General features: G+C 31.2%; 24 protein-coding genes and 2 other annotated features. Of the genes, 23 read left to right on the top strand and 1 reads right to left on the bottom strand.

Annotated features, from left to right (window positions below):
- Window positions 1-56 precede the first annotated feature (56 nt).
- The 13 genes from KQI88_RS11400 to KQI88_RS11345 all read left to right on the top strand — a co-directional run bounded on the left by KQI88_RS11400 (window position 57) and on the right by KQI88_RS11345 (window position 10,536).
- Window positions 57-527 carry a metal-dependent transcriptional regulator gene (locus tag KQI88_RS11400; RefSeq protein WP_246579265.1) on the top strand — a complete coding sequence of 157 codons (471 nt, stop codon included), beginning with the start codon at window positions 57-59 and terminating at the stop codon, window positions 525-527.
- Between the two features lie 141 nt (window positions 528-668).
- Complete coding sequence (ytxC, locus tag KQI88_RS11395) at window positions 669-1,580, top strand: putative sporulation protein YtxC (RefSeq protein WP_216417415.1); 912 nt, start codon at window positions 669-671, stop codon at window positions 1,578-1,580.
- 180 nt (window positions 1,581-1,760) lie between these two features.
- Window positions 1,761-2,360 (top strand): DUF445 domain-containing protein, encoded by a 600-nt coding sequence (locus KQI88_RS11390; protein WP_216417414.1) that lies wholly within the window; start codon window positions 1,761-1,763, stop codon window positions 2,358-2,360.
- Window positions 2,361-2,526: 166 nt separating this feature from the next.
- Window positions 2,527-2,741: a binding site (T-box leader), on the top strand.
- 169 nt (window positions 2,742-2,910) lie between these two features.
- On the top strand, window positions 2,911-4,821 hold the full coding sequence (gene thrS, locus KQI88_RS11385; RefSeq protein WP_216417413.1) for a threonine--tRNA ligase: 1,911 nt from the start codon (window positions 2,911-2,913) through the stop codon (window positions 4,819-4,821).
- A gap of 212 nt (window positions 4,822-5,033) precedes the next feature.
- On the top strand, window positions 5,034-5,321 hold the full coding sequence (locus KQI88_RS11380) for an ArsR/SmtB family transcription factor (RefSeq protein ID WP_246579264.1): 288 nt from the start codon (window positions 5,034-5,036) through the stop codon (window positions 5,319-5,321).
- 37 nt (window positions 5,322-5,358) lie between these two features.
- Window positions 5,359-6,363, top strand: a complete 1,005-nt coding sequence (locus KQI88_RS11375; protein WP_216417411.1) for a permease — start codon at window positions 5,359-5,361, stop codon at window positions 6,361-6,363.
- Between the two features lie 41 nt (window positions 6,364-6,404).
- On the top strand, window positions 6,405-6,644 hold the full coding sequence (locus tag KQI88_RS11370; protein WP_216417408.1) for a thioredoxin family protein: 240 nt from the start codon (window positions 6,405-6,407) through the stop codon (window positions 6,642-6,644).
- Window positions 6,645-6,898: 254 nt separating this feature from the next.
- The gene (locus KQI88_RS11365; protein WP_330656228.1) at window positions 6,899-7,267 is read left to right on the top strand and encodes an ArsR/SmtB family transcription factor; all 369 of its coding nucleotides are present in this window, start codon (window positions 6,899-6,901) and stop codon (window positions 7,265-7,267) included.
- Between the two features lie 23 nt (window positions 7,268-7,290).
- Window positions 7,291-7,692, top strand: a complete 402-nt coding sequence (locus KQI88_RS11360) for an arsenate reductase ArsC (RefSeq protein ID WP_216417406.1) — start codon at window positions 7,291-7,293, stop codon at window positions 7,690-7,692.
- Window positions 7,693-7,767: 75 nt separating this feature from the next.
- Window positions 7,768-8,448, top strand: a complete 681-nt coding sequence (locus tag KQI88_RS18765) for a bile acid:sodium symporter (protein WP_330656211.1) — start codon at window positions 7,768-7,770, stop codon at window positions 8,446-8,448.
- A gap of 102 nt (window positions 8,449-8,550) precedes the next feature.
- Entirely contained in the window at window positions 8,551-8,841 is a 291-nt protein-coding gene (locus KQI88_RS18760) for a hypothetical protein (protein WP_330656210.1), read from the top strand.
- A gap of 271 nt (window positions 8,842-9,112) precedes the next feature.
- Window positions 9,113-9,769, top strand: coding sequence for an ABC transporter ATP-binding protein (locus KQI88_RS11350; RefSeq protein WP_216417404.1), 657 nt, complete (start codon window positions 9,113-9,115; stop codon window positions 9,767-9,769).
- Entirely contained in the window at window positions 9,766-10,536 is a 771-nt protein-coding gene (locus KQI88_RS11345; protein ID WP_216417402.1) for an ABC transporter permease, read from the top strand. Before KQI88_RS11350 ends, KQI88_RS11345 begins: the two co-directional genes overlap by 4 nt.
- Window positions 10,537-10,762: 226 nt before the next feature.
- Here KQI88_RS11345 and ftsH read toward each other — a convergent pair whose 3' ends face one another.
- Complete coding sequence (ftsH, locus tag KQI88_RS11340; protein WP_216417886.1) at window positions 10,763-12,331, bottom strand: ATP-dependent zinc metalloprotease FtsH; 1,569 nt, start codon at window positions 12,329-12,331, stop codon at window positions 10,763-10,765.
- A gap of 530 nt (window positions 12,332-12,861) precedes the next feature.
- Between ftsH and infC the strand changes: the two genes are divergently transcribed.
- From infC to zapA, 10 genes are all read left to right on the top strand, one after another.
- Complete coding sequence (gene infC / locus KQI88_RS11335; RefSeq protein ID WP_216417884.1) at window positions 12,862-13,380, top strand: translation initiation factor IF-3; 519 nt, start codon at window positions 12,862-12,864, stop codon at window positions 13,378-13,380.
- 20 nt (window positions 13,381-13,400) lie between these two features.
- Window positions 13,401-13,595: a 50S ribosomal protein L35 gene (rpmI, locus tag KQI88_RS11330; protein ID WP_012159827.1), complete on the top strand. Its 195-nt coding sequence runs from the start codon at window positions 13,401-13,403 to the stop codon at window positions 13,593-13,595.
- A 31-nt stretch (window positions 13,596-13,626) separates the two neighbouring features.
- Complete coding sequence (gene rplT, locus KQI88_RS11325) at window positions 13,627-13,986, top strand: 50S ribosomal protein L20 (protein WP_212376763.1); 360 nt, start codon at window positions 13,627-13,629, stop codon at window positions 13,984-13,986.
- Window positions 13,987-14,198: 212 nt separating this feature from the next.
- Window positions 14,199-15,554, top strand: a complete 1,356-nt coding sequence (locus tag KQI88_RS11320; RefSeq protein WP_246579263.1) for a TrkH family potassium uptake protein — start codon at window positions 14,199-14,201, stop codon at window positions 15,552-15,554.
- Window positions 15,555-15,565: 11 nt separating this feature from the next.
- Window positions 15,566-16,222, top strand: a complete 657-nt coding sequence (locus KQI88_RS11315; protein ID WP_330656208.1) for a potassium channel family protein — start codon at window positions 15,566-15,568, stop codon at window positions 16,220-16,222.
- The gene (locus KQI88_RS11310; RefSeq protein WP_246579262.1) at window positions 16,200-17,042 is read left to right on the top strand and encodes a TrmH family RNA methyltransferase; all 843 of its coding nucleotides are present in this window, start codon (window positions 16,200-16,202) and stop codon (window positions 17,040-17,042) included. Before KQI88_RS11315 ends, KQI88_RS11310 begins: the two co-directional genes overlap by 23 nt.
- A 101-nt stretch (window positions 17,043-17,143) precedes the next feature.
- A complete protein-coding gene (locus KQI88_RS11305; protein ID WP_212376772.1) occupies window positions 17,144-17,233 on the top strand; it encodes a YqzL family protein in 90 nt (29 codons plus the stop codon).
- A gap of 20 nt (window positions 17,234-17,253) precedes the next feature.
- Window positions 17,254-17,492, top strand: a binding site (T-box leader).
- Window positions 17,493-17,539: 47 nt separating this feature from the next.
- Window positions 17,540-18,559 (top strand): phenylalanine--tRNA ligase subunit alpha, encoded by a 1,020-nt coding sequence (gene pheS, locus KQI88_RS11300; protein WP_216417398.1) that lies wholly within the window; start codon window positions 17,540-17,542, stop codon window positions 18,557-18,559.
- A 22-nt stretch (window positions 18,560-18,581) separates the two neighbouring features.
- Window positions 18,582-20,975, top strand: coding sequence for a phenylalanine--tRNA ligase subunit beta (gene pheT, locus KQI88_RS11295; RefSeq protein ID WP_216417396.1), 2,394 nt, complete (start codon window positions 18,582-18,584; stop codon window positions 20,973-20,975).
- A 173-nt stretch (window positions 20,976-21,148) separates the two neighbouring features.
- Window positions 21,149-21,715: a cell division protein ZapA gene (zapA, locus tag KQI88_RS11290; protein ID WP_216417394.1), complete on the top strand. Its 567-nt coding sequence runs from the start codon at window positions 21,149-21,151 to the stop codon at window positions 21,713-21,715.
- Window positions 21,716-21,774 lie beyond the last annotated feature (59 nt).

Raw genomic sequence — 21,774 nt, 5'->3', positions numbered from 1 at the left:
AATATTTATTTAAGCATATATTTTACAAGAATATTTTTACTTAAAGAGGTGGAATAATGAGAGAAGACTTCTTTACTTTTAGTGAATATATAAAAAAGGATCAAGGTCTGTTAACTCCTTCTATGGAAGATTATGTTGAAATGATATATAGATTATCAATGCATAATGGATATACCAGGATAAATGAGTTGTCTGAGTCATTAAATGTACAACCTCCTTCGGTTACTCGAATGGTGCAGAAATTAGCTGATATAAGTCTGGTTAATTATGAAAGATATGGGAAAATTACTTTAACAGAGAGTGGCATACTAAAAGGTAATATGTTACTTATGCGTCACAATATAATAGAAAGTTTTCTTAGATCAATAGGTGTATTTAAAGGAATATTAGAAGAAACAGAAAAAATAGAGCATACCATAAGTAAAGAGACATTGGAATGCATAGTGAACTATTTGAGTTTTTTAAAAGAAAATCCAGATATTGAAAAAAAATTTGAGACTTACAGAGAATCTAGAGTAAATGAATAAATTTACTCTGTTTTTTTGGTATATAAAAGCATAAGAATTGTTAGCTATCGGATTAATTTCAATATTATGTAATACGTATCACTAGAATAGTATTAAAGATTAGGCATATACTACTATTACAGCAGAAGGGAGTGATGACAATTGAATTTACTGGCTATTTTGGCAGAAAGAAGTGCAAATAAAGTGCAAGAAAAAATACAACCGATACTTGAATCCTTTTATAACGAAGGTATCGATGTAGAAGAAAGAATATACTATATAGAACCTCTTTATTATTTAAACTATAGTGTAGATACTGAAAATATAAAAAACTATCCAATTAATGATTTTATAAATATATTTAAATTTTGTATAGCTAATGCTCTTTGTGAGTATATAAAAGATATTGAAGAACCTAGTTTAATCCGTCATATAATAAGTACAGATTATTATTATTTCGATGTAAAGGAAAGATTAGAAATATATAAAAATTCCTTAGATATATTAAATGAAGAAAATATAGATATATTTTTCCAAAAAGATGAAGTTATTAATGCTAAATCTAAAATTCTACAACATTTAATTGATTACTTAAATAGTAATACTCAAATTAATTTAAGTGGTTTTATCTTATTTAGATTAAAAGATTATTTACTAGAGTTAAATGAAACTGTTGAAAAAGCAGTAGAAGATTTTATAGTAGACAAAGAATATAATGAGTTTATTAAGCTATTAAAATACTTTGTAGATATTCAAGAAGCTAAATCTGATATAGTTAATGTGGTTTTTGATGAGGAAGCTAAGTTTAGACTTTATGATAAACATAGTTGCCTTTTAAATAATGACCATATAAGCAGTATTGCAGTAGAACTTGCAGAAAGCAATATTAACCAAGATGATTTACTTATAAGTGCTTTGATAACTCTCGCACCTAAGGAAATATTTATCCATAATATATCCGTGCTTAAAACTAGTGGAATTATTAAAACTCTAGAAAAAATATTTCCAGATAGGATACATTGTTGTAATAGTTGCGAATGGTGTACTGTGCAAATTAATGCTAATAAGGAATAAACGCCTATCCCCCCAAAAAGGGGGTTTTTTGCGTCTATTATGGACATCATATTTATATCGTGATATAATTCTTTCTATAGTATAGGAATGTATCCTTTTTTATCCTATTTTGTTGGATAAGAGAGAATGCTTTCATATACTTATATTTATATTTAAGGTATATATAGGAGAGATAAAACTATGGTCGTACAATTACTAATATTAGCTATAATAGGTGGCGTTATAGGTTGGATTACAAATCTGTTAGCAATTAAAATGTTATTTAGACCCTTTCAGCCTATTAGTATTCCTTTGATTAATTTTAAGATACAAGGACTTATACCAAAACGTAAAGCAGAAATAGCAAGAAGTATAGGGCAAACTGTGGAAACTGAGTTATTATCAATAGAAGAAATTATCGATAAATTAGTTAAAAGCAATAATAAAGATGAAATTTTAATATTGCTTAAAAACAAGATAACAGTAATTGTTGCAAATCATCTTCCTTCTATTATTCCATCTACCTTTAAAGGAATGATTTCAAAATATATTAATGATGTAATAGATGAAGAAGGCGATAAAATAATTACAGAGGCTATAGAAAAAATGATTGAAAAGGCTACTACTAGCATAGAGCTTAGTAAAATGATAGAAGATAAAGTAAATGAGTTTGAGATGGAAGAACTAGAGAGAATAGTTGTTAATATAGCAAAAACTGAACTAAAGCATATTGAGGTATTAGGTGGTATACTTGGTTTTATAATTGGTATTTTTCAAGGTATAATTATTTTATTATTTTAAATTATGCTGTTTCTGTTGCTGTTGCAATAGCCAGCTTATCTTATAGTATTGTGATTTTTGCCAGAATGCAAGTATTCCTCAAATATTTTAAAAAAATTGATAATTAACTTGACAAAATTGGTATTAACTATTATAATTATGGAAATATTATAAAATAACTCAATATTTTATTGCATTGAAGAGGAAAAGTAAATTAGTCCCAATATTAAGAGAGGAAGCATCATGGCTGAAAGTGCTTCTATATATGGATAGTTGAAAACTACCTCGGAGCTGTTACCTATTAGCTAAATAGTGAAAGGATAACCGGTGACTCCGTTACAGTCCCGAAAGTGGAAATGTCAATTTAGGTGGAACCGCGGGAATATATCTCTCGTCCTATTAGTTTTAATAGGATGAGGGATTTTTTTATTGTACATTATAAAATAACAATTTTCTAATTATTGAGGATTTCTAGAAAAATAAAAATTTGGGAATATTTCAAGTGTAATAGTATCAGATAACTTTTATATAAAGTTTAAAACAATAAAAATAAAGAACAGGAGGAATAACTATGTCAAAAGTAAAGGTTAAACTAAAAGATGGTTCAGTTCGTGAGGTAGAGAAGGGAACATCTATATTAGATTTTGCAAAACAGATTAGTGAAGGGCTTGCACGTGTAGCTATAGGTGCAGAACTGAATGGAGAAAGTGCTGACTTAATGACTACTATAGAAGAAGATTGTAATTTAAATATTTTAAGGTTTGAGGACGAAAATGGAAAAGACTTTTTACGTCATACAAGTTCTCATATTCTAGCTCAAGCTGTTAAAAGACTTTACCCAGGTACAAAGCTAGCTATTGGACCATCTGTAGATAATGGATTTTATTATGATTTTGACTCTGATCATACTTTTACACCAGAGGATTTAAAAAAGATTGAAAAAGAAATGCAAAAAATAGTTAAGGAAGATCTAACTTTGGAAAAATTTGTTCTTCCTAGAGATGAAGCAATAGAATTTGTTAGAAAACAAGGTGAAGATTACAAGGTGGAATTAATTCAAGATCTACCAGAGGATGAAACAATATCCTTCTATCGTCAAGGCGACTTTGTAGATCTTTGTGCAGGACCTCACGTGCCTTCTACAGGAAAAGTAAAAGCAATTAAACTTTTAAATATTGCAGGTGCATACTGGAGAGGTAGCGAAAAGAATAAAATGCTTCAAAGAATTTACGGAACATCTTTTACTAAAAAAGCCGATTTAGAAGAATATCTTAATAGATTAGAGGAAGCTAAAAAGAGAGATCATAGAAAAATAGGTAAAGAGCTAGATTTATTCAGCTTAAATGAAGAAGGACCAGGTTTTCCGTTCTTCCATCCAAAGGGAATGGTTATCAGAAACATACTAGAGGATTTCTGGAGATCAGAACACGTAAAACGTGGTTATGATGAAATAAAAACACCTGTTATTTTAAATGAGCAGCTTTGGAAACAATCAGGACACTGGGATCACTATAAACAAAATATGTATTTTACAAATATTGATGATATGAATTATGCTGTTAAACCAATGAACTGTCCAGGATCTATTTTGATGTTTGATAGAAAAAAACATAGTTATAGGGATCTTCCTATTAGAATGGGTGAGTTAGGATTAGTTCATAGACATGAATTATCTGGAGCTCTACACGGACTTATGAGGGTTCGTTGCTTTACACAAGATGATGCTCATTTATTTATGCTACCAGAACAAATTAAGGACGAAATAATTGGAGTAATAGATTTTGTTGACTATGTATACAATACTTTTGGTTTTAAATATCATATAGAGTTATCTACAAGACCAGAGGATTCTATGGGATCAGATGAAGATTGGGAAATAGCTACAAACTCACTTAGAGCTGCTCTTGACGAAAAGGGTTTACCATATAAGATTAATGAAGGTGACGGGGCATTTTATGGTCCGAAGATCGATTTCCATTTAGAAGATTGTATTGGACGTACATGGCAATGTGGAACAATTCAATTAGACTTCCAAATGCCTCAAAGGTTTGACCTATCCTATGTGGGTGCTGATGGTGAGAAACATAGACCAATTATGATTCACAGGGTAATTTTTGGAAGTATCGAAAGATTTATTGGTATTTTAATCGAACACTATGCAGGTAAGTTCCCAACATGGCTTGCTCCAGTTCAAGTTAAAATACTACCAATTACAGATAAGCACCTTGAGTATTCATTAAAACTTGAAAAAGAAATGAAGCAAAAAGGAATCCGCGTGGAAGTAGATACAAGAAATGAAAAAATAGGATATAAAATAAGAGAAGCACAACTTTCAAGGGTTCCGTATATGTTAGTAATTGGAGATAAGGAAGTGGAGTCAGGAGAAGTAGCAGTTAGATCTAGAGATAAAGGTGATTTAGGTGCTGTAACAGTGGAAAACTTTATTAATGATACTATTAAAGAAATTGAAGAGAAAAGATAAGAAGAGTAAATAAATTTAGAAGCTAAATATATTAAAATTTACCCTATAGAATAGATAAATTTAAAAATCTACTATAGGGTTTTTTGTGTTCTCATTATAAAATTTATTTTAAAAATTTTTAATAAATATATTGACACTTATCTATGTCTAGGTATATTATGGATATAGATAAATGTCTATATAGAAATAGATTTAATATGGAGGTGATTAGATTGGATAAGGATTATGTACAATACACATTATTCATGAAAGCATTAGCAGATGAGACAAGAGTAAAGATATTTGATATGCTTTCCAAAGGAGAGCTGTGTGCCTGTAATATACTTGAGGATTTTGATATAACACAACCTACACTTTCATATCATATGAAAATATTGAGCGAAAGCGGTTTAGTAAATAGTAGGCGTGATGGTGTATGGATGAAATATTCGATTAATAAAGATGGATTAGATTTATTAAAAAATCTCTTTGATGATATTAGTGAAAGCATTAGAAAGTAAAATAAGGCTATGTAAAAATATTAAGGGGATGGATTCTATGATTATTTTTGAATGGTTAAATAACCAACTGCTTAAAATGGAGTGGCTCTATAATTTGGTAACATTATTAGTGCAAAATATATTTGGATTAGATGTGAATAGTAAGCTAGGGAGTAGTATCCACTTTTTTATCTATGATGTAATTAAAATATTTATATTACTATCTGTTTTAATATTTATGATTTCATATATACAGAGTTTTTTTCCACCAGAGAGAACTAGGAAAATATTAGGGAAATTCAATGGGATTTCAGCGAATATATTAGCTGCTTTACTTGGAACTGTTACACCATTTTGTTCTTGTTCATCTATCCCTCTATTTATAGGCTTTACAAGTGCAGGACTGCCAATTGGTGTTACATTTTCATTTTTAATTTCTTCACCCCTTGTAGATTTAGCATCTGTTATTTTACTCGCTAGCGTATTTAACTGGAAAATTGCAATAGCCTATGTTGTTGTGGGTATTGTGCTTGCAGTAATCGGCGGAAGTATTATTAGCAAGCTAAAACTAGAAGAGTATGTAGAACCATTTGTTTATAGTAACAAGATGCTTGAAGCTGAACAAGAAGAGCTTACAGCTATGAATAGAATAGGTTTTGCAAAAGAGCAAGTATTGGATATTATTCAAAAAGTTTGGCTATATATTTTAATAGGTGTTGGAATAGGTGCCGCAATCCACAATTGGATCCCAGAGTCAGTAATAACTGCATTGTTAGGCCAAGATAAGTGGTATTCTGTTCTACTTGCAACTTTTGTAGGTATACCTATGTATGCGGATATTTTTGGAACCCTACCGATAGCTGAAGCTCTAGTTTTAAAGGGAGTAGGTCTTGGTACTGCTTTATCTTTTATGATGGGAGTAACAGCACTTTCACTTCCGTCTATAATTATGCTTAAAAAGGTTGTTAAGCCAAAACTATTAGGTATATTTATCGGTATTGTTACTATTGGCATTCTGTTAATTGGATACACTTTTAATACATTTAGTTATCTTTTTATTTAGTTTTTTATAAAAAATAATAATATTATAAGGAGTGATTTGTTATGATAATTAAAATTTTAGGTTCTGGATGTAGAAACTGTGTTACTTTGAAAGAAAATACTGACAAAGCACTAAAAGAAGTAGGTGTTGATGCCGAAGTTATTAAAGTAGAAGACTTTAAAGACATAATGGCCTATGGAGTGATGTCAACTCCTGCATTAGTTATTGATGAGAAGGTTGTATCATTTGGAAAGGTTTTAAAACCAAAAGAAATTATCAAGATTTTAGAAAAGGTGAAGTAAATATAATTTTATTTGGAAATTAATCCTTTTAAGTAACAATTTCTTAGTAGAAATCTAAGATATAGGCCAGTTGAGATGAAATCATCTTGACTGGTTTTTCATGAATAAATTATAACTTGTATATTGACAATAAGTAAAAGTTAATTTAATCTATACATAGATAAGTATCTATGTAATGAAGAATTAGACAAATAGAATATTACGCATATATAAATTGTACAAAATATTAATATATTTAAAATAGATAGATTTAGATATCTGTACAAATAAGGGAGAGGATTACAATAGATAATAAGGTAGAACTACTTAAGGCTTTAGCGGATAAAAACAGATTACTCATTTTAGATATGCTTTCCTGTGGGGAGCTATGTGCTTGTGATATTATGGACGGTCTGAAATTAACCCAACCAACTATTTCACACCATATGAAAATCTTGCAACAGTGTGAAATTGTAGAGGGAAGAAAAGAAGGAAAATGGGTGTTTTATTCAATCAATCGAAAAATGGTAGATGAATTGCAAAACTTTATTAGGCAACTGACTTCCTTTAAAGATGGATGTATCTGTGAAGGGTTTATTAGAAACTGTACAGAATCTGATGAAAATCAATGTAAGAATGGCTAGTAAAAAACTAGGAGGAAATTTATATGAAGAAAAAAGTAGCATTTGTATGTGTTCATAATTCATGTCGATCTCAAATCGCAGAAGGTTGGGCAAAAAAATTAGGAAGCGATGTACTGGAAGTATGCTCAGCTGGGACAGAGAACTATCACGAAGTAAAATATGGGGCAGTAGATGTAATGAAAGAAGTAGGTATTGATATAAGTGAGCACTATCCTAAACTTTTAACCGATATCCCAGAAGAAGTAGACATTCTCATTACTATGGGCTGTAATGTGCAATGTCCATTTGTACTATGTAGTCACAGTGAAGATTGGGGACTTGAAGATCCATCTGGTGGATCTATTGAAGAGTTTAGAAAAACACGAGATCTGATTAAGACTAAAATAGAAGAACTTATTAAAAGAGTAAAAAATAAAGAACTGTAGATTAAAAGTATATTTTTTAGAATATTTAGAATACAAGGAAGTCATCATAAATTTTATTGAACAGGGAGTTGTATTATGAGCAATGAAATCATTGAAAAAAGAGGAAAAGGTTTAGGATTTTTTGAAACCTATTTAACAGTATGGGTAGCAGCTTGTATTGTATTAGGTGTTGCCATAGGACAGTTTTTACCAGTGGTTCCGAAGGTTTTAAGTAAGTTTACCTACTATGAAATATCAATTCCAGTAGCAATTTTAATTTGGTTAATGATTTATCCAATGATGTTAAAAATTGATTTTAGTAGTATTGTAGAAGCTACAAAAAAACCAAAAGGACTAATTGTAACCTGTGGTATGAACTGGCTGATTAAACCATTTAGTATGTATTTAATAGCAGCATTTTTCTTTAAGGTGGTATTTAGTGCTCTAATCCCGGAAGTTTTAGCAAATGAATATTTAGCTGGAGCGGTAATTTTAGGAGCAGCTCCTTGTACAGCCATGGTATTTGTGTGGAGTCATTTAACTAAGGGAGATGCTGCATATACACTGGTACAAGTAGCAGTAAATGATCTTATTCTTTTATTTGCTTTTACCCCTATCGTAGCCATATTGCTAGGGATTACCGATGTATTGGTTCCCTATGGAACTTTGTTCTTATCTGTTGTTTTATTTATTGTTATTCCATTAGCTGGTGGATACTTTTCAAGAAAATACATTGTAAAAAATAAAGGGATAGAATACTTTGAAAATGTATTTTAAAAGAAGTTTGATAATGTAACAATTGTAGGATTATTACTAACACTAATTATTATCTTTACCTTTCAAGGAGATGTTATTTTAAGTAATCCACTACACATTATATTGATTGCTATACCACTAACTATTCAAACTTTCTTTATTTTTGCTATTACCTATGGCTGGGCAAAGGCTTGGAAACTACCACATAATATTGCAGCACCTGCTGGAATGATTGGAGCAAGTAACTTCTTTGAGTTGGCAGTAGCTGTAGCGATTTCTCTATTTGGATTAAATTCTGGTGCAACTCTAGCAACAGTAGTTGGAGTATTAGTGGAGGTACCAGTGATGCTTGTATTGGTTGAAATTGCCAACAAAACAAGACATTGGTTTCTGGAAGTCAGTAATAGAAATTAATATAGGTTAAATACAATATTTAATAAATTTAGTGGTATGTAAATAGAGAAATCTACTTACTATACCACTAAATAAAATTACATATAGATATTTAAATAAGAGGGATGGAGATGGTTTTTAAATAGAAGTTGGTTATACTGGAATTTATGGACATAGTGTAGATAGTCTATATAAAAATAAGATCAAATAGAGTTAACGCTTAATCTAAATCAAGTTTTCTTTATTATCTTTGATATAATAAATTATAAATAGGCGAAAGGAGGCGGACATTATGTCCTTACTTGAATTTCAAAATGTATTTTTTATGGATGATAATCGATCAATACTTGATGATATAACAATATCAATTAAATCTGGAGATTACATTTCTATTGTCGGACCATCCGGTAGTGGTAAAAGCACCTTTCTTAAACTATGCTGCCACCTTATAAGCCCTGCTACAGGACAAATAATATATAGAAATAAATCTATAGAGGAGTATAATCCCACTGATTTAAGAAAGAATATATCTTATTGTTTTCAAACTCCTTATCTTTTTGGAGATACAGTTATGGACAACATATCCTTTCCATATTCAATAAGAAATAGTAAGGTGAATTTTAGTAGGGTAGAAGAACTTTTTACTGTTTTTAAGATTGATGTAAACTATTTAAATAAAGATATAAAGAATCTTTCAGGTGGAGAAAAACAGAGAATAGCCCTTATTAGGACATTGTTATTTAGACCAGAGATACTTCTTTTAGATGAAGTAACTTCCGCTCTTGATGTAGATAATAGCTTGATTGTGGAGAGTATAATGAAATCCTTAAATAAGGATGGTACTACTATATTATGGATAACACATAACCTAGATCAAAGTAAAAGAAATGCGAATAAATTATTAACTATCGAAGCTGGAAAAGTAAAATCTTTGGAGGTGTTAAGATGAATGGGACTAATATTATAACTAATTCTTCACTTTTAATATCTTCATCTCTTGTATTAATATCTATACTATTTTCCCATTCGCAAAATTTAAAGCTTGAGAGAGAAACTATTATTGGTGTAGTCAGAGCAATAATACAATTAACTATTGTTGGTTATCTTCTCAATTACATATTTGGACTTGAGAATCCAATATTTACAACATTACTACTTTTATTTATGACCTTTAATGCTTCATATAATGCTTCTAAAAGAGGTAAGGTGATTAGAAATGGAACGTTAATATCGTTTATTTCAATAGGGGTCGGAACAATAAGTACTTTAACTATTCTCCTATTATCTGGTGCAATTAAATATGAACCATATCAGATTATACCCGTAAGCGGAATGATTATAAGTAATTCAATGGTAGCTTTAGGACTATGCTATAGGCAATTGGGTGCAGATTTTAAAAATAGAAGAGAAGAAATTGAAACTAAACTTTCTCTTGGGGCAGATATTTTACCATCATCTATTGAAATAATTAGAAATTCAATCAAAATTGGGATGCTACCAACAATTGATTCCACTAAAACATTAGGTATAGTTTCTTTACCTGGTATGATGACAGGTCTTATACTTGCTGGTACTTCGCCTGTACAGGCGATTAAATATCAAATTATGGTAACGTTTATGCTTCTTTCAACAACGTCTATATCATCTTTCATAGCCTGCTATCTATCATATAAAAACTTTTTTAATGAAAGAAAACAATTGTTGCAAAAGATATAAATTTTTTAGTCACTCTAAACCGAAAGAAGCTGGGCATGCAGCTATGTATGAAAAAGGATACGAGTTTATAAGCGCAATATTTGGATTTGTTGAAAGCTATAAAGACGAAATAAAAGTCATGTAAAGAAAATTTTTATTATAAATATAACAAAATGAGCTTAGAAATGTACAGACTTTCTAAGCTTATTTTGTTATAAATTTAGTTATACAAAACGCAACGAATATTTTATACAGCTTCTAGCTTCTCTTTTTCATCTTTAGTTTTAGGTGTTGGAGGGAAATCTCCTAATAATTCATCTAACTCACTACTATTTAAAGTTTCTCTTGCTAAAAGAGCAGTAGAAATTTTTTCTAGCTCATTCCTATATTTTTTTAAATAATTATAAGTTGTATTGTAACATTCATATATTATTTTGTTAATTTCCTGATTTATAGAATCACTTAAAGAGCGTATCATACTAGGTTCGTTATAAATAAAGCCTAGATCACTCATACCATATTCACACACCATCTGCATAGCAACCTCAGTTACCTTTTTTAGGTCATCCTTTGCTCCAGTAGATAAATGATTAAAAATCAATTCTTCGGCAGCTCTGCCCCCTAGCATTACCATCATTTTATCGCATAGCTCTTCTTTAGTTAAAACATATCTATCCTCCTGTGGCATATGTATAACATAGCCTAATGCTTGTCCCCTAGGGATTATAGAAACTTTGTGGACCATATCTGTACGTAGTATTTTTCCTACAAGGGCGTGGCCAGCCTCATGGTAGGAAACAACTTCTTTTTCCTTAGGTAAAATGGTAGGATTTTTAACCTGTAGCCCTGCAATTACCCTCTCGATGGCTTGTTCAAAATGAGCTATTGTAATTATATGTTTATTCTCCCTAACCGCAATTATTGCAGCTTCATTTGCAACATTCGATAAATGTGCTCCGCTCATACCATGTGTTTTACGAGCTAAATCAGAAATGCTTATACTTGGATCTAAAGGCTTATTTCTCGTATGTACCTTCAAGATCTCTTCTCTTGCTTTTACATTTGGATTGCTAATATACATGTGTCTATCAAATCTGCCAGGACGAAGTAGTGCTTCGTCTAAAAGATCTATCCTATTGGTAGCTGCAATAACTACTACGGTCTGATCCGTATTAAATCCATCAAGTTCAACTAACAATTGATTTAGAGTTTGATCTTTCTCATTATTGCTATCTAGATGACGTTTAGCTCCAATAGCATCAATTTCATCAATAAAAATAACACTAGGTGCTTCTTTTCTAGCTTTTTCAAAAAGTGTACGTATTCTTTTTGCTCCAACACCTACATATTTTTCAACAAATTCGGAGCCGCTGGCAGAAAAGAATGCAGATTTTGTTTCTCCAGCTACAGCAGAGGCAAGTAAGGTTTTACCTGTTCCAGGAGGCCCATGAAACAGTATGCCTTTAGGAATCTTGGCTCCCATTTTTTTGTATTTCTCCGATTGATTAATAAAGTCAATAACCTCTATTAACTCTTCCTTTACCTCTTCCAATCCTGCGACATCTTGAAATGTAACTTTTGGTTTAGTAAAAAACTCATTAGAGTTTTGATCTTTTTCTTTCTTTTCTGTATTTATAGTGGCATGTGCATATTGGGGATTTTTATCTAATTTCATATAATAGATAAAAAGCAATATGGTAATTCCTAAAATTAACAAACGGTCTCCAGATGTTAATCTATTAATTAATGAGCTATTTGCCCATGTGACAAAGTTAGAAACAATGTTTAATGCTACGAATATACAAAGGATAATCATTATTATTTTCTTTTTTAATTTTATTTTTACCTTCACTTACTCACCCACCTTTTATAGTCTTTAATGTTATATTGCCCAAAAAAAGTTTAAACATAAATATTATAGATATAAAAAATGCAGGAAAAAAATTCATATTATATTGTATAGTAAAGATATAATAAATCTAATAATATAAAAAAGTATTGACAAAACAATTTAGTACTGTTAAACTATACAAGTAAAGAAAGTAGAAGACATCCGCTTCTCACCTTACAGCTATAGTTAGTAAGGTTAATATTTTGATTGTATTCATTGTGTTTTATCAATGACGGTCATATTGAATCTATGCGGATAGTCTAACTATCCGCTTTATTTTTGTATAATAGATTATACTTTTCTAATTATAGGTATTTCTAAAGAAGCAGAAGATTGACAATACTTTGAGCATTTGAAATTTCAAAGCGCAAGCTTTAAAATTAAGTGCGACAGGAGTCAATGCGATAGCATAAGACAACTTTAAAGTTTTCAAAAAATATAGGAGGTGTCAAGTTATTAAAGAAATTAATGAACAGCAAATTAATGAAGAGATTAGAGACAAAGAAATAAGAGTAATTGACACAAATGGTGATCAATTAGGCATTATGTCAGCTAAGGATGCTCAGAAAATTGCAAACAGCAAAAGCTTAGACTTGGTAAAAATCGCACCTCAAGCTAAACCACCTGTTTGCAAAATTATGGACTACGGAAAATATAAGTATGAGTTGGCAAAGAAAGAAAAAGAAGCAAGAAAGAATCAAAAAATCGTGGATGTTAAAGAAATAAGACTTAGTCCAAGTATTGAAACACACGACTTAAGTGTTAAGGCTAACAATGCTATTAAGTTCTTGAAAAGTGGAGATAAGGTAAAAGTTAGCATGAGATTTAGAGGAAGAGAACTTAGTAATATAAGTAAGGGTCAAGGTGTAATTAAACAGTTTGCTTCCATGCTTGAAGAAGTAAGCGTTGTTGAAAAGGAAGCAAAACTTGAAGGAAAACAAATGATTATGATTTTGGCTCCGAAAAACGCATAATTTGAAGGGAGGAAACACTAATGCCAAAAATGAAAACTCATAGAGGTGCAGCAAAAAGATTTAAAAAGACTGGTACAGGTAAAATTAAAAGAAGCAAAGCTTATACAAGCCATATTTTAACTAAGAAGTCACCTAAGAGAAAAAGAAAGCTTAGAAAAGCTGGCATAGTATTCAAGGGCGATCAAAGAAGAATAGCACAATTATTACCATATTAGATAACGTAGGAAGAAAAGGAGGTTGTAAATAATGGCTAGAGTTAAAAAGGGCACTGCTGCCCATAAAAAACATAAAAAAGTTTTGAAGTTAGCAAAAGGTTTCAGAGGAGCTAGAAGCAAACTGTTTAGACCTGCTAACCAATTCGTAATGAAAGCATTAAAACATGCTTATGTTGGTAGAAAATTAAGAAAAAGAGATTTTAGAAGACTTTGGATCACAAGAATAAATGCTGCAGCTAGAGCAAATGGCATTTCTTATTCAAGACTTATGAATGGCTTAAAGCTATCTGGTATCGAAATGAATAGAAAAATGTTATCTGAAATGGCTATTTATGACAAAGAAGGCTTTGCACAATTAGTTGAAACAGCAAAACAAAAATTAAATGCATAGTTTAGAGTCCTTATTAATAAGGACTCTTTGTAATTTTATATAATACCTAAAACTATTATAATATATGTTTCTTGATTGTATGTTGATAATGTATTAGGATGGATATAGTATAGATTGTTAGATGTATTGGGAATACTCTATAGTAGATATATATTAAATAAAATAGTTAAATAAAATTAAGTATATAAGATATATATGGACGGTGTTAAAACATGAGTATTAAAATAGATATGCATAATATAAAATTGAAGCCTACACAAGTTCTTGTAATCGGGTTTGCAACGATAATTTTAACTGGAGGATTATTGTTAAATCTACCAATTGCATCTCAAAATGGGGAAAGTGTAGGTTTTATCAATGCTCTTTTTACTGCTACATCAGCAGTATGTGTAACAGGTTTATCTGTTGTGGATACTGGTACCTACTGGACTGTATTTGGAAAAACTGTTATTCTGTTCCTGATACAAATAGGTGGTTTAGGATTTATGACATTGGCTACCATGTTTTTTATTATATTAGGAAAGAAAATATCTTTAAAGGAAAGATTAATTATCCAAGAGGCTTTTAATCAGAGTACTCTAGCGGGGCTTGTGCGGTTTTCTAAGTATGTTTTAATAGTGACTTTCGCAGTAGAGGGATTAGGTGCTTTATTTCTTTCCTTGAGGTTTGTTCCACAATATGGATTGATAATAGGTATAGCTTATTCGATATTTCACTCAGTTTCAGCTTTTTGTAATGCAGGTTTTGACTTAATCGGTAATGGAAAAAATTTAATGCCCTATGTCTCGGATCCTATTGTATCTCTTACGGTTTCCTTTTTAATTATTATTGGAGGGATTGGTTTTTCTGTTATAACTGATGTGTTTACTAATAGAAAACTTAAGAAACTATCTCTTCATACTAAAATGGCATTATTAATTACTGCACTGTTATTAACAATAGGCACTGTTGGTTTTATGGTTTTAGAATGGAGAAACCCCAATACCCTAGGAAACTTAACTTTAGGTGGTAAGTTTCTATCTGGATTTTTCCAATCAGTAACCGTTAGAACAGCAGGTTTTAATACCGTTGATTTTGCTCAAATGAGAACTGCTTCAAAATTATTAGCCATTATTCTAATGTATATCGGAGGATCTCCAGCATCTACAGCAGGTGGTATTAAAACCACGACTCTTGGTGTAATTCTCTTTACAATTATTTCTGTTATTAAGGGTAAGAGTGAAACCGAATTATTTAGAAAGAGAATATCTAGAGATATAGTTAATAGAGCTATAACAATTGCTATTATAGGTATATTTTTAATTATTTCTGTTACAATGGTATTATCTATTACTGATAGCCAATTTGATTTTATGGAAATTTTATTTGAAGTTGTGTCTGCCTTTGGTACTGTTGGTTTAACCTTAGGAATAACACCTCTGTTAAGTGCACTTGGTAAGACTCTACTTATTTTTATGATGTTTTCTGGTAGAGTAGGTATACTTACAATTGCATTTGCACTGGCGAGACAGCAACATAAATATAAAGGAAATATTAAATACCCAGAAGGAAAAATTTTAGTAGGATAGGAAGGATGAACATGAAACAATATGTTGTTATAGGTTGTGGCCGTTTTGGAAGTAGCGTTGCAAGAACTCTTTACAAGATGGGACATGATGTATTAGCCATAGATAGTAATGAAGAAATTATTCAGCATGTTTCTGATGAAGTTACCCATGCGGTTCAAGCTGATGCTACTGATGAAAACTCTTTGAAATCTTTAGGAATACGTAACTTTGATGTTGCAATTATTACAATTGGTTCAGACATACAGGCTTCTATTATGGCTACTTTAATAGTAAAGGAACTAGGTATTAAATATGTGGTAGCTAAAGCCAATAATGAAATTCATGCAAAACTACTATTTAAAATAGGAGCGGACCGCGTAGTTTTCCCTGAAAGGGATATGGGAATGCGTGTAGCTCACAATTTGGTATCTAGTAATATATTAGACTATATAGAATTAGCTCCAGATTATAGTATCATGGAAATAGCACCTTTAGATGATTGGGTGGGTAAAACATTGTTAGAAATAGATGTTAGATCTAAATATGGTGTAAATATTATGGCGATAAAGCATGGTTATGAAATGAATGTATCCCCAATAGCTATGGATCGAATTGGCAAGGATGATATTCTTGTTGTTATTGGTCATAACAAGGATTTAGAAAAAATTGAAAAACAAGTTTGGTCATAAAATGGAGATTAAGTTAATTAGTAGTGAAAACAATTCTATTATTAAGCATATAAAATCGCTTCAGCTTAAGAAACAAAGAGTGAGACACCTTCAGTTTACAGTAGAGGGTGTAAGAATTGTTGAAGAATGCCTAAAACATAATGGGGATATTGAATATGTTATTTTCAGTGAAGAATTACACCAAGTCCAAGGGGGATCAGATTTATTAAACAAGGTTTCCTCAAAAGGGCATACTATTTATCAGTTACCAAGCCAATTATTTAGCAAGCTAGCAACCACAGAGAGTCCACAAGGCATTATGGCTGTAGTTAACATGAAGAATAGTAGTTTAGAAGATCTTAAGTTTGAAGATGTTGATAACTTATTCTTTGTTATTTTAGATCGCATACAGGATCCTGGTAATATGGGAACTATTATCCGCACCGCAGAAAGTGCTAAAGTTGATGCAGTTATAATCACAAAAGGAAGTGTAGATCCATATAATAGTAAGACTCTAAGAGCAACAATGGGAGCTATATTCCATTTGCCAATTATACAATGCGATAATGATGTATGGATTGAATACTTAAAACAAAAAAATGTAGAACTAATAGCAGCAGATTTAGATACGGATAAAACCTATATAGATATTGATTATAATAAGAATATTGGTATAGTAATAGGGAATGAAGCTAATGGTATCAATAGCAATATATTGTCCAGTGTGGATGAAAGGGTTATAATTCCAATTTTGGGTAAAATAGAATCCCTTAATGCATCAGTGGCTGCTGGCATTTTAATATATAAAGCTGCAGAAGAAAAACATCTAAGAAAAGTTTGAAAATTTTAAAAATTATATTTATTTAATCAAACTACCTTGTTTCAGCTATTAAGCTATGTTATAATAAACATACGATGGCTTGAAGGAAGGAGAGTGGAACAATGAAGACTCCTGATGTGTTTTGGAAACTATTTGAGTTGACAGGTTCCGTTACAGCCTATATTATGTATAAGAAACTATCCATTAATTAATAGATGAATAAGTTAAATAAACAAAAGCATTGATGGAGAAAAGTAAGCTATAAACTGTTCTAAAAGAGAAAAGGTACCTTAGGCTGAAAGTACCTTATAACAAGTATAGCAGAAGTTCGCTCTGGAGCTATAAAACTGAAGTCTGTATTTGAGATTGTAGGTTTTATCGGTTGACGCCGTTAATGTCTTCGAGTGGTTCATTGTTTAATTGCAATGGACTATTAGGGTGGTACCACGGAGTGAAACCTTCGTCCCTTCTGGGATGAGGGTTTATTTTTATTTGTAAAATTAGAAAGGAGATTTGTTATGGAAGGAAAATTAAAAGAATTGAAGGAAAAAGCCATATTAGAAATTAACGAAGCTGACTCTACAGCTATTTTAGAAAAGGCTAGAATTCACTATTTAGGTAAAAAAGGAGAATTAACTGAAATATTAAGGGGGATGGGATCATTAAGTGCCGAGGAACGTCCTCTAATAGGTAAAATAGCTAATATTGTTAGGGAAAATATAGAGATTGCATTAGAAGAAGCTAAAAAAAGTATTAAAATCAAAGAGTTAGAAAAGAAGTTACAATCTGAAGCAATTGATGTCACCATGCCTGGTAAAGAGATTAAGGTAGGAAAAAGACATCCTTTAACACAAGCTATGGATGATTTGAAAAATATTTTTATAAGCATGGGCTTTAAAGTTGCTGAAGGTCCAGAAGTAGAAACCGTATATTATAACTTTGATGCTTTAAATGCTCCTAAAAATCATCCATCTAGAGATGTTAGTGATACTTTCTATATAAACGAAAGTACAATTTTAAGAACACAAACATCTCCAGTACAGGTTAGGGTTATGGAAAAAAATGAGCCACCAATTAGAATTGTTTCATTAGGTCGTTGCTTTAGAAATGATACTCCAGATGCTACACATTCTCCTATGTTCCATCAAATAGAGGGGCTTGTAGTAGATAAAGGCATTACAATGGGAGATCTGAAAGGAACATTAGATGTATTTGCAAAGAATTTTTTTGGTCCCAATACTCAAATAAAGTTTAGACCACATAACTTTCCATTTACAGAACCTAGTGCAGAGGTTGATGCCACTTGCTTTAAATGTGGTGGAGAGGGTTGTAGTGTATGTAAGGGAAATGGTTGGATAGAAGTTTTAGGCGCAGGAATGGTTCATCCAAATGTACTTAGAAATTGTGGTATAGACCCTGAAGTGTATAGCGGATTTGCCTTTGGTATGGGAATAGACCGCCTAACTATGCAAAAATATGGAATTGATGATATTCGTTTATTATTTGAAAATGATATGCGTTTTATCAATCAATTTTAATAGAAAGTAGGAGGAATGTATTATGTATGTATCAATGAACTGGATTAAAGATTATGTAAATATTAATATAGATATTAATGAATTTGCAGATAAAATGACAATGTCTGGATCTATGGTAGAAAAAATAGATATACTATGTGATGATATTAAAAATGTTGTTGTTGGACATATAGAAAGTATCACACAGCACCCTAATGCTGATAAATTAGTTGTTTGTCAAGTAAATGTTGGAGACGAAAAACTTCAAATTGTAACTGGCGCAACTAATATTTCTGAAGGAGATTATATTCCAGTTGCAGTCCATGGTGCAATACTACCTGGAGGGTTAAAAATAAAAAAAGGAAAGCTTAGAGGAGAGATTTCTGAGGGAATGCTTTGTTCTGCCGACGAACTAGGTATCCCTAAAGCTATGATACCTGAAGAAATTAAGGATGGAATTTGGATATTAGATAAAGCCTATCCTTTAGGTCAAGATATTACTGAAACACTTAATTTAAAAGATCAAGTAATTGAATTTGAAATTACATCAAACAGACCAGATTGTTTAAGTGTTATCGGAATGGCTAGGGAAGTAGGAGCTACCTTAAATGAAAGTGTGCAATATCCAAAAGTAGAGGTTATAGAAATAAAAGATAAGGCATCAGATCATATTTCTGTGGAAATACAAGACAATGAAGGATGTACAAGATATGTTGCAAGAGTTATTAAAAATATAAAAATTGGTTCTTCTCCACAGTGGATACAGCAAAGATTAATTAATGCAGGGGTTCGCCCAATTAATAATATAGTAGATATTACTAACTATGTAATGCTAGAGTACGGTCAACCATTACATGCTTTCGATCTATCTTATATTGAAGGGAACAAAATTATAATTAAGAGAGCTAAAGACGATGAATTATTCAGAACCTTAGATGGAGTGGAAAGAAAATTAAAGTCGTCTATGACAGTAATTGCTGATGAGAATAAATCTCTAGCTATTGCAGGTGTAATGGGTGGAGAACAATCTGAAGTAACAGAAAATACAAAAACTATATTATTAGAGTCTGCACATTTTAGCCCAAATAATATAAGGCTTACTTCTAAGCAATTGGCCCTTAGAACAGAGGCTTCTTCAAGATATGAAAAAGGTGTTGATCCTAATATAGCACGCTTAGCTGCAGATAGAACATGTCAATTAATTGTAGAACTAGGGGCAGGAGAAGTACTTGAAGGAGCAGTTGATATTTATCCTGAAGAAAGAATGCCTCGACAAGTAATAATTAGACCTAAAAAAATCAATGACCTTCTAGGCATTTCTTTAAGTAATGAAGAAATGATTGATATTTTCGAGAAGCTAGAGATCACTGCGAAGGATTTAGGTGATACTCTTGAAGTTACAGTTCCAACCTATAGAATGGATCTTGTAATGGAAGCAGATTTTGCTGAAGAAGCAGGGAGAATTTTTGGATATGATAAAATACCACCTACAATGGCTAAGGGAAATATAGAAGTTGGAGGTAAACCTAGCAGACAAATTATAGAAGATGTGGCGAAGGATCTTTTAAATGCAATGGGCTTTAATGAAATTTTAACATATTCATTTGTTAGCCCTAAAACTATAGATATGATTAATCTTGATGAAAGCAGCATAAAAAGAAATATGGTAAAGCTAATCAATCCTCTTGGAGATGAGACTAGTGTCATGCGAACTAGTTTACTTCCAAATATATTAGAAGTTGCAGCTAGAAATACAAATCGAAAGGTTGAGGATTTTAGGGCATTTGAAATTGGTCAAATATTTATTACTAAGACTGATGAGGTGCAAGAGTTACCGCTTGAAATTCCAAGTTTAGTAATGGCTATGTATGGTAAAGAAGACTTCTTTACATTGAAAGGAATAGTAGAAACATTATTAGATGGTCTAGGAATTAAAGAATATGAGTTTATAGTAGAGAAAAATAATCCAAGTTATCACCCTGGCAGATGTGCAAATGTTATAGTACAAGATAGAGTTCTAGGAACTATTGGTGAATTACATCCTATAGTAATAGAAAACTATGATTTAAATCAAAGATGTTACTGTGGGGAATTAGATTTTAGTATTTTAGCAGATATTACAAACATGGAAAGACTTTATGAATCGCTACCAAAATACCCAGCTATAACTAGAGACTTTGCTGTTGTGGTAAAGGATAATATATTGGTAAAGGAAATTGAAGATATTATTAAGGCTCAAGGTGGGGACATACTAGAGAGCTTTAAGTTATTTGATGTTTACCAAGGAAGCCAAATTAAAGATGGCTTTAAAAGCATTGCATATACTATTACCTATAGAAATAAGGAACGTACTTTAACAGATGATGAGGTAAATGTTGTCCACAATCGTATCTTAGCTGATATTGGTAAAAAATTGGATGGAGCATTAAGAGAATAAGGGGCTAAATAGCTCCTTTTTCATATAGTATAAGAAGGCACTCTTCTATATCCATAATACGACTTTTTTATAAACAAAATAATTATAGAAAAATCACCATTTCTAGCAGGATATTTGAAAGATATACAGAAAATATATAACAACAACTTCTTCAAAAAGGAGCTGATAGAAGAATGAGTCAAAAAAACAAAGTTTTAGTTAAAATAAATGGACAAGAATATCCTATTGTCGGTGCTGAACCTAAAGAGTATTTATTAAAGGTAGGCAGTTTTGTAGATGATAATATGGAAGCTGTAGCTAAGGCTAATAAAAAACTTAGCACCTCAATGATTGCTGTATTAACATGTATTAACATTACAGACCAATTTTTAAAGATGAAAAATAACTTTGAAGAGTTACAGAAAGAAATGCAATTACCTCAGGTAGAAATTGATGAATTAGAAAAGTATATAGAAACTCTCAATGACCAGTTAAAGGAAAAGGACGAAGCATACTTTAATCTTGAGAAAAAAATTGAAGAAATAGAATTACAGCAACAAGAGGATGAGCGGATAAAGGCACTAAATGATCAATTATTAGAGAAGGAAGATGATTTGCAAAAAGCGCAAATCCTAATTAATGACTTACAGAATAAATTGTTTGATAATCAAATTAAACTAGTACAGGCAACAAAGGAATTAGAAGAATATATGGTGAAAAATGATTTGAAGAAAAATAATAGGGATTTTCGAGGAAAATAAGAAGGTTTGCTATGGAAAATGGAAAGTAGTGATATAATAATAATATCTATAATTCTCCT

This window comes from Alkaliphilus flagellatus (assembly GCF_018919215.1).
Lineage (GTDB): Bacteria > Bacillota > Clostridia > Peptostreptococcales > Natronincolaceae > Alkaliphilus_B > Alkaliphilus_B flagellatus.
Note: the sequence above shows the minus strand (reverse complement) of the source record. Positions and strands in the feature narration are given on the sequence as shown.

Coding starts and splice junctions, on each gene's coding strand:
- KQI88_RS11320 (WP_246579263.1), top strand. CDS start 14,199: ATGAGTATTAAAATAGATATGCATAATATAAAATTGAAGCCTACACAA.
- KQI88_RS11305 (WP_212376772.1), top strand. CDS start 17,144: ATGAAGACTCCTGATGTGTTTTGGAAACTATTTGAGTTGACAGGTTCC.
- zapA (WP_216417394.1), top strand. CDS start 21,149: ATGAGTCAAAAAAACAAAGTTTTAGTTAAAATAAATGGACAAGAATAT.
- rpmI (WP_012159827.1), top strand. CDS start 13,401: ATGCCAAAAATGAAAACTCATAGAGGTGCAGCAAAAAGATTTAAAAAG.
- KQI88_RS11315 (WP_330656208.1), top strand. CDS start 15,566: ATGAAACAATATGTTGTTATAGGTTGTGGCCGTTTTGGAAGTAGCGTT.
- KQI88_RS11350 (WP_216417404.1), top strand. CDS start 9,113: ATGTCCTTACTTGAATTTCAAAATGTATTTTTTATGGATGATAATCGA.
- KQI88_RS11390 (WP_216417414.1), top strand. CDS start 1,761: ATGGTCGTACAATTACTAATATTAGCTATAATAGGTGGCGTTATAGGT.
- KQI88_RS18765 (WP_330656211.1), top strand. CDS start 7,768: ATGAGCAATGAAATCATTGAAAAAAGAGGAAAAGGTTTAGGATTTTTT.
- KQI88_RS11375 (WP_216417411.1), top strand. CDS start 5,359: ATGATTATTTTTGAATGGTTAAATAACCAACTGCTTAAAATGGAGTGG.
- thrS (WP_216417413.1), top strand. CDS start 2,911: ATGTCAAAAGTAAAGGTTAAACTAAAAGATGGTTCAGTTCGTGAGGTA.
- ftsH (WP_216417886.1), bottom strand. CDS start 12,331: ATGATTATCCTTTGTATATTCGTAGCATTAAACATTGTTTCTAACTTT.
- pheS (WP_216417398.1), top strand. CDS start 17,540: ATGGAAGGAAAATTAAAAGAATTGAAGGAAAAAGCCATATTAGAAATT.
- pheT (WP_216417396.1), top strand. CDS start 18,582: ATGTATGTATCAATGAACTGGATTAAAGATTATGTAAATATTAATATA.
- rplT (WP_212376763.1), top strand. CDS start 13,627: ATGGCTAGAGTTAAAAAGGGCACTGCTGCCCATAAAAAACATAAAAAA.
- KQI88_RS11370 (WP_216417408.1), top strand. CDS start 6,405: ATGATAATTAAAATTTTAGGTTCTGGATGTAGAAACTGTGTTACTTTG.
- KQI88_RS11345 (WP_216417402.1), top strand. CDS start 9,766: ATGAATGGGACTAATATTATAACTAATTCTTCACTTTTAATATCTTCA.
- KQI88_RS11400 (WP_246579265.1), top strand. CDS start 57: ATGAGAGAAGACTTCTTTACTTTTAGTGAATATATAAAAAAGGATCAA.
- KQI88_RS11360 (WP_216417406.1), top strand. CDS start 7,291: ATGAAGAAAAAAGTAGCATTTGTATGTGTTCATAATTCATGTCGATCT.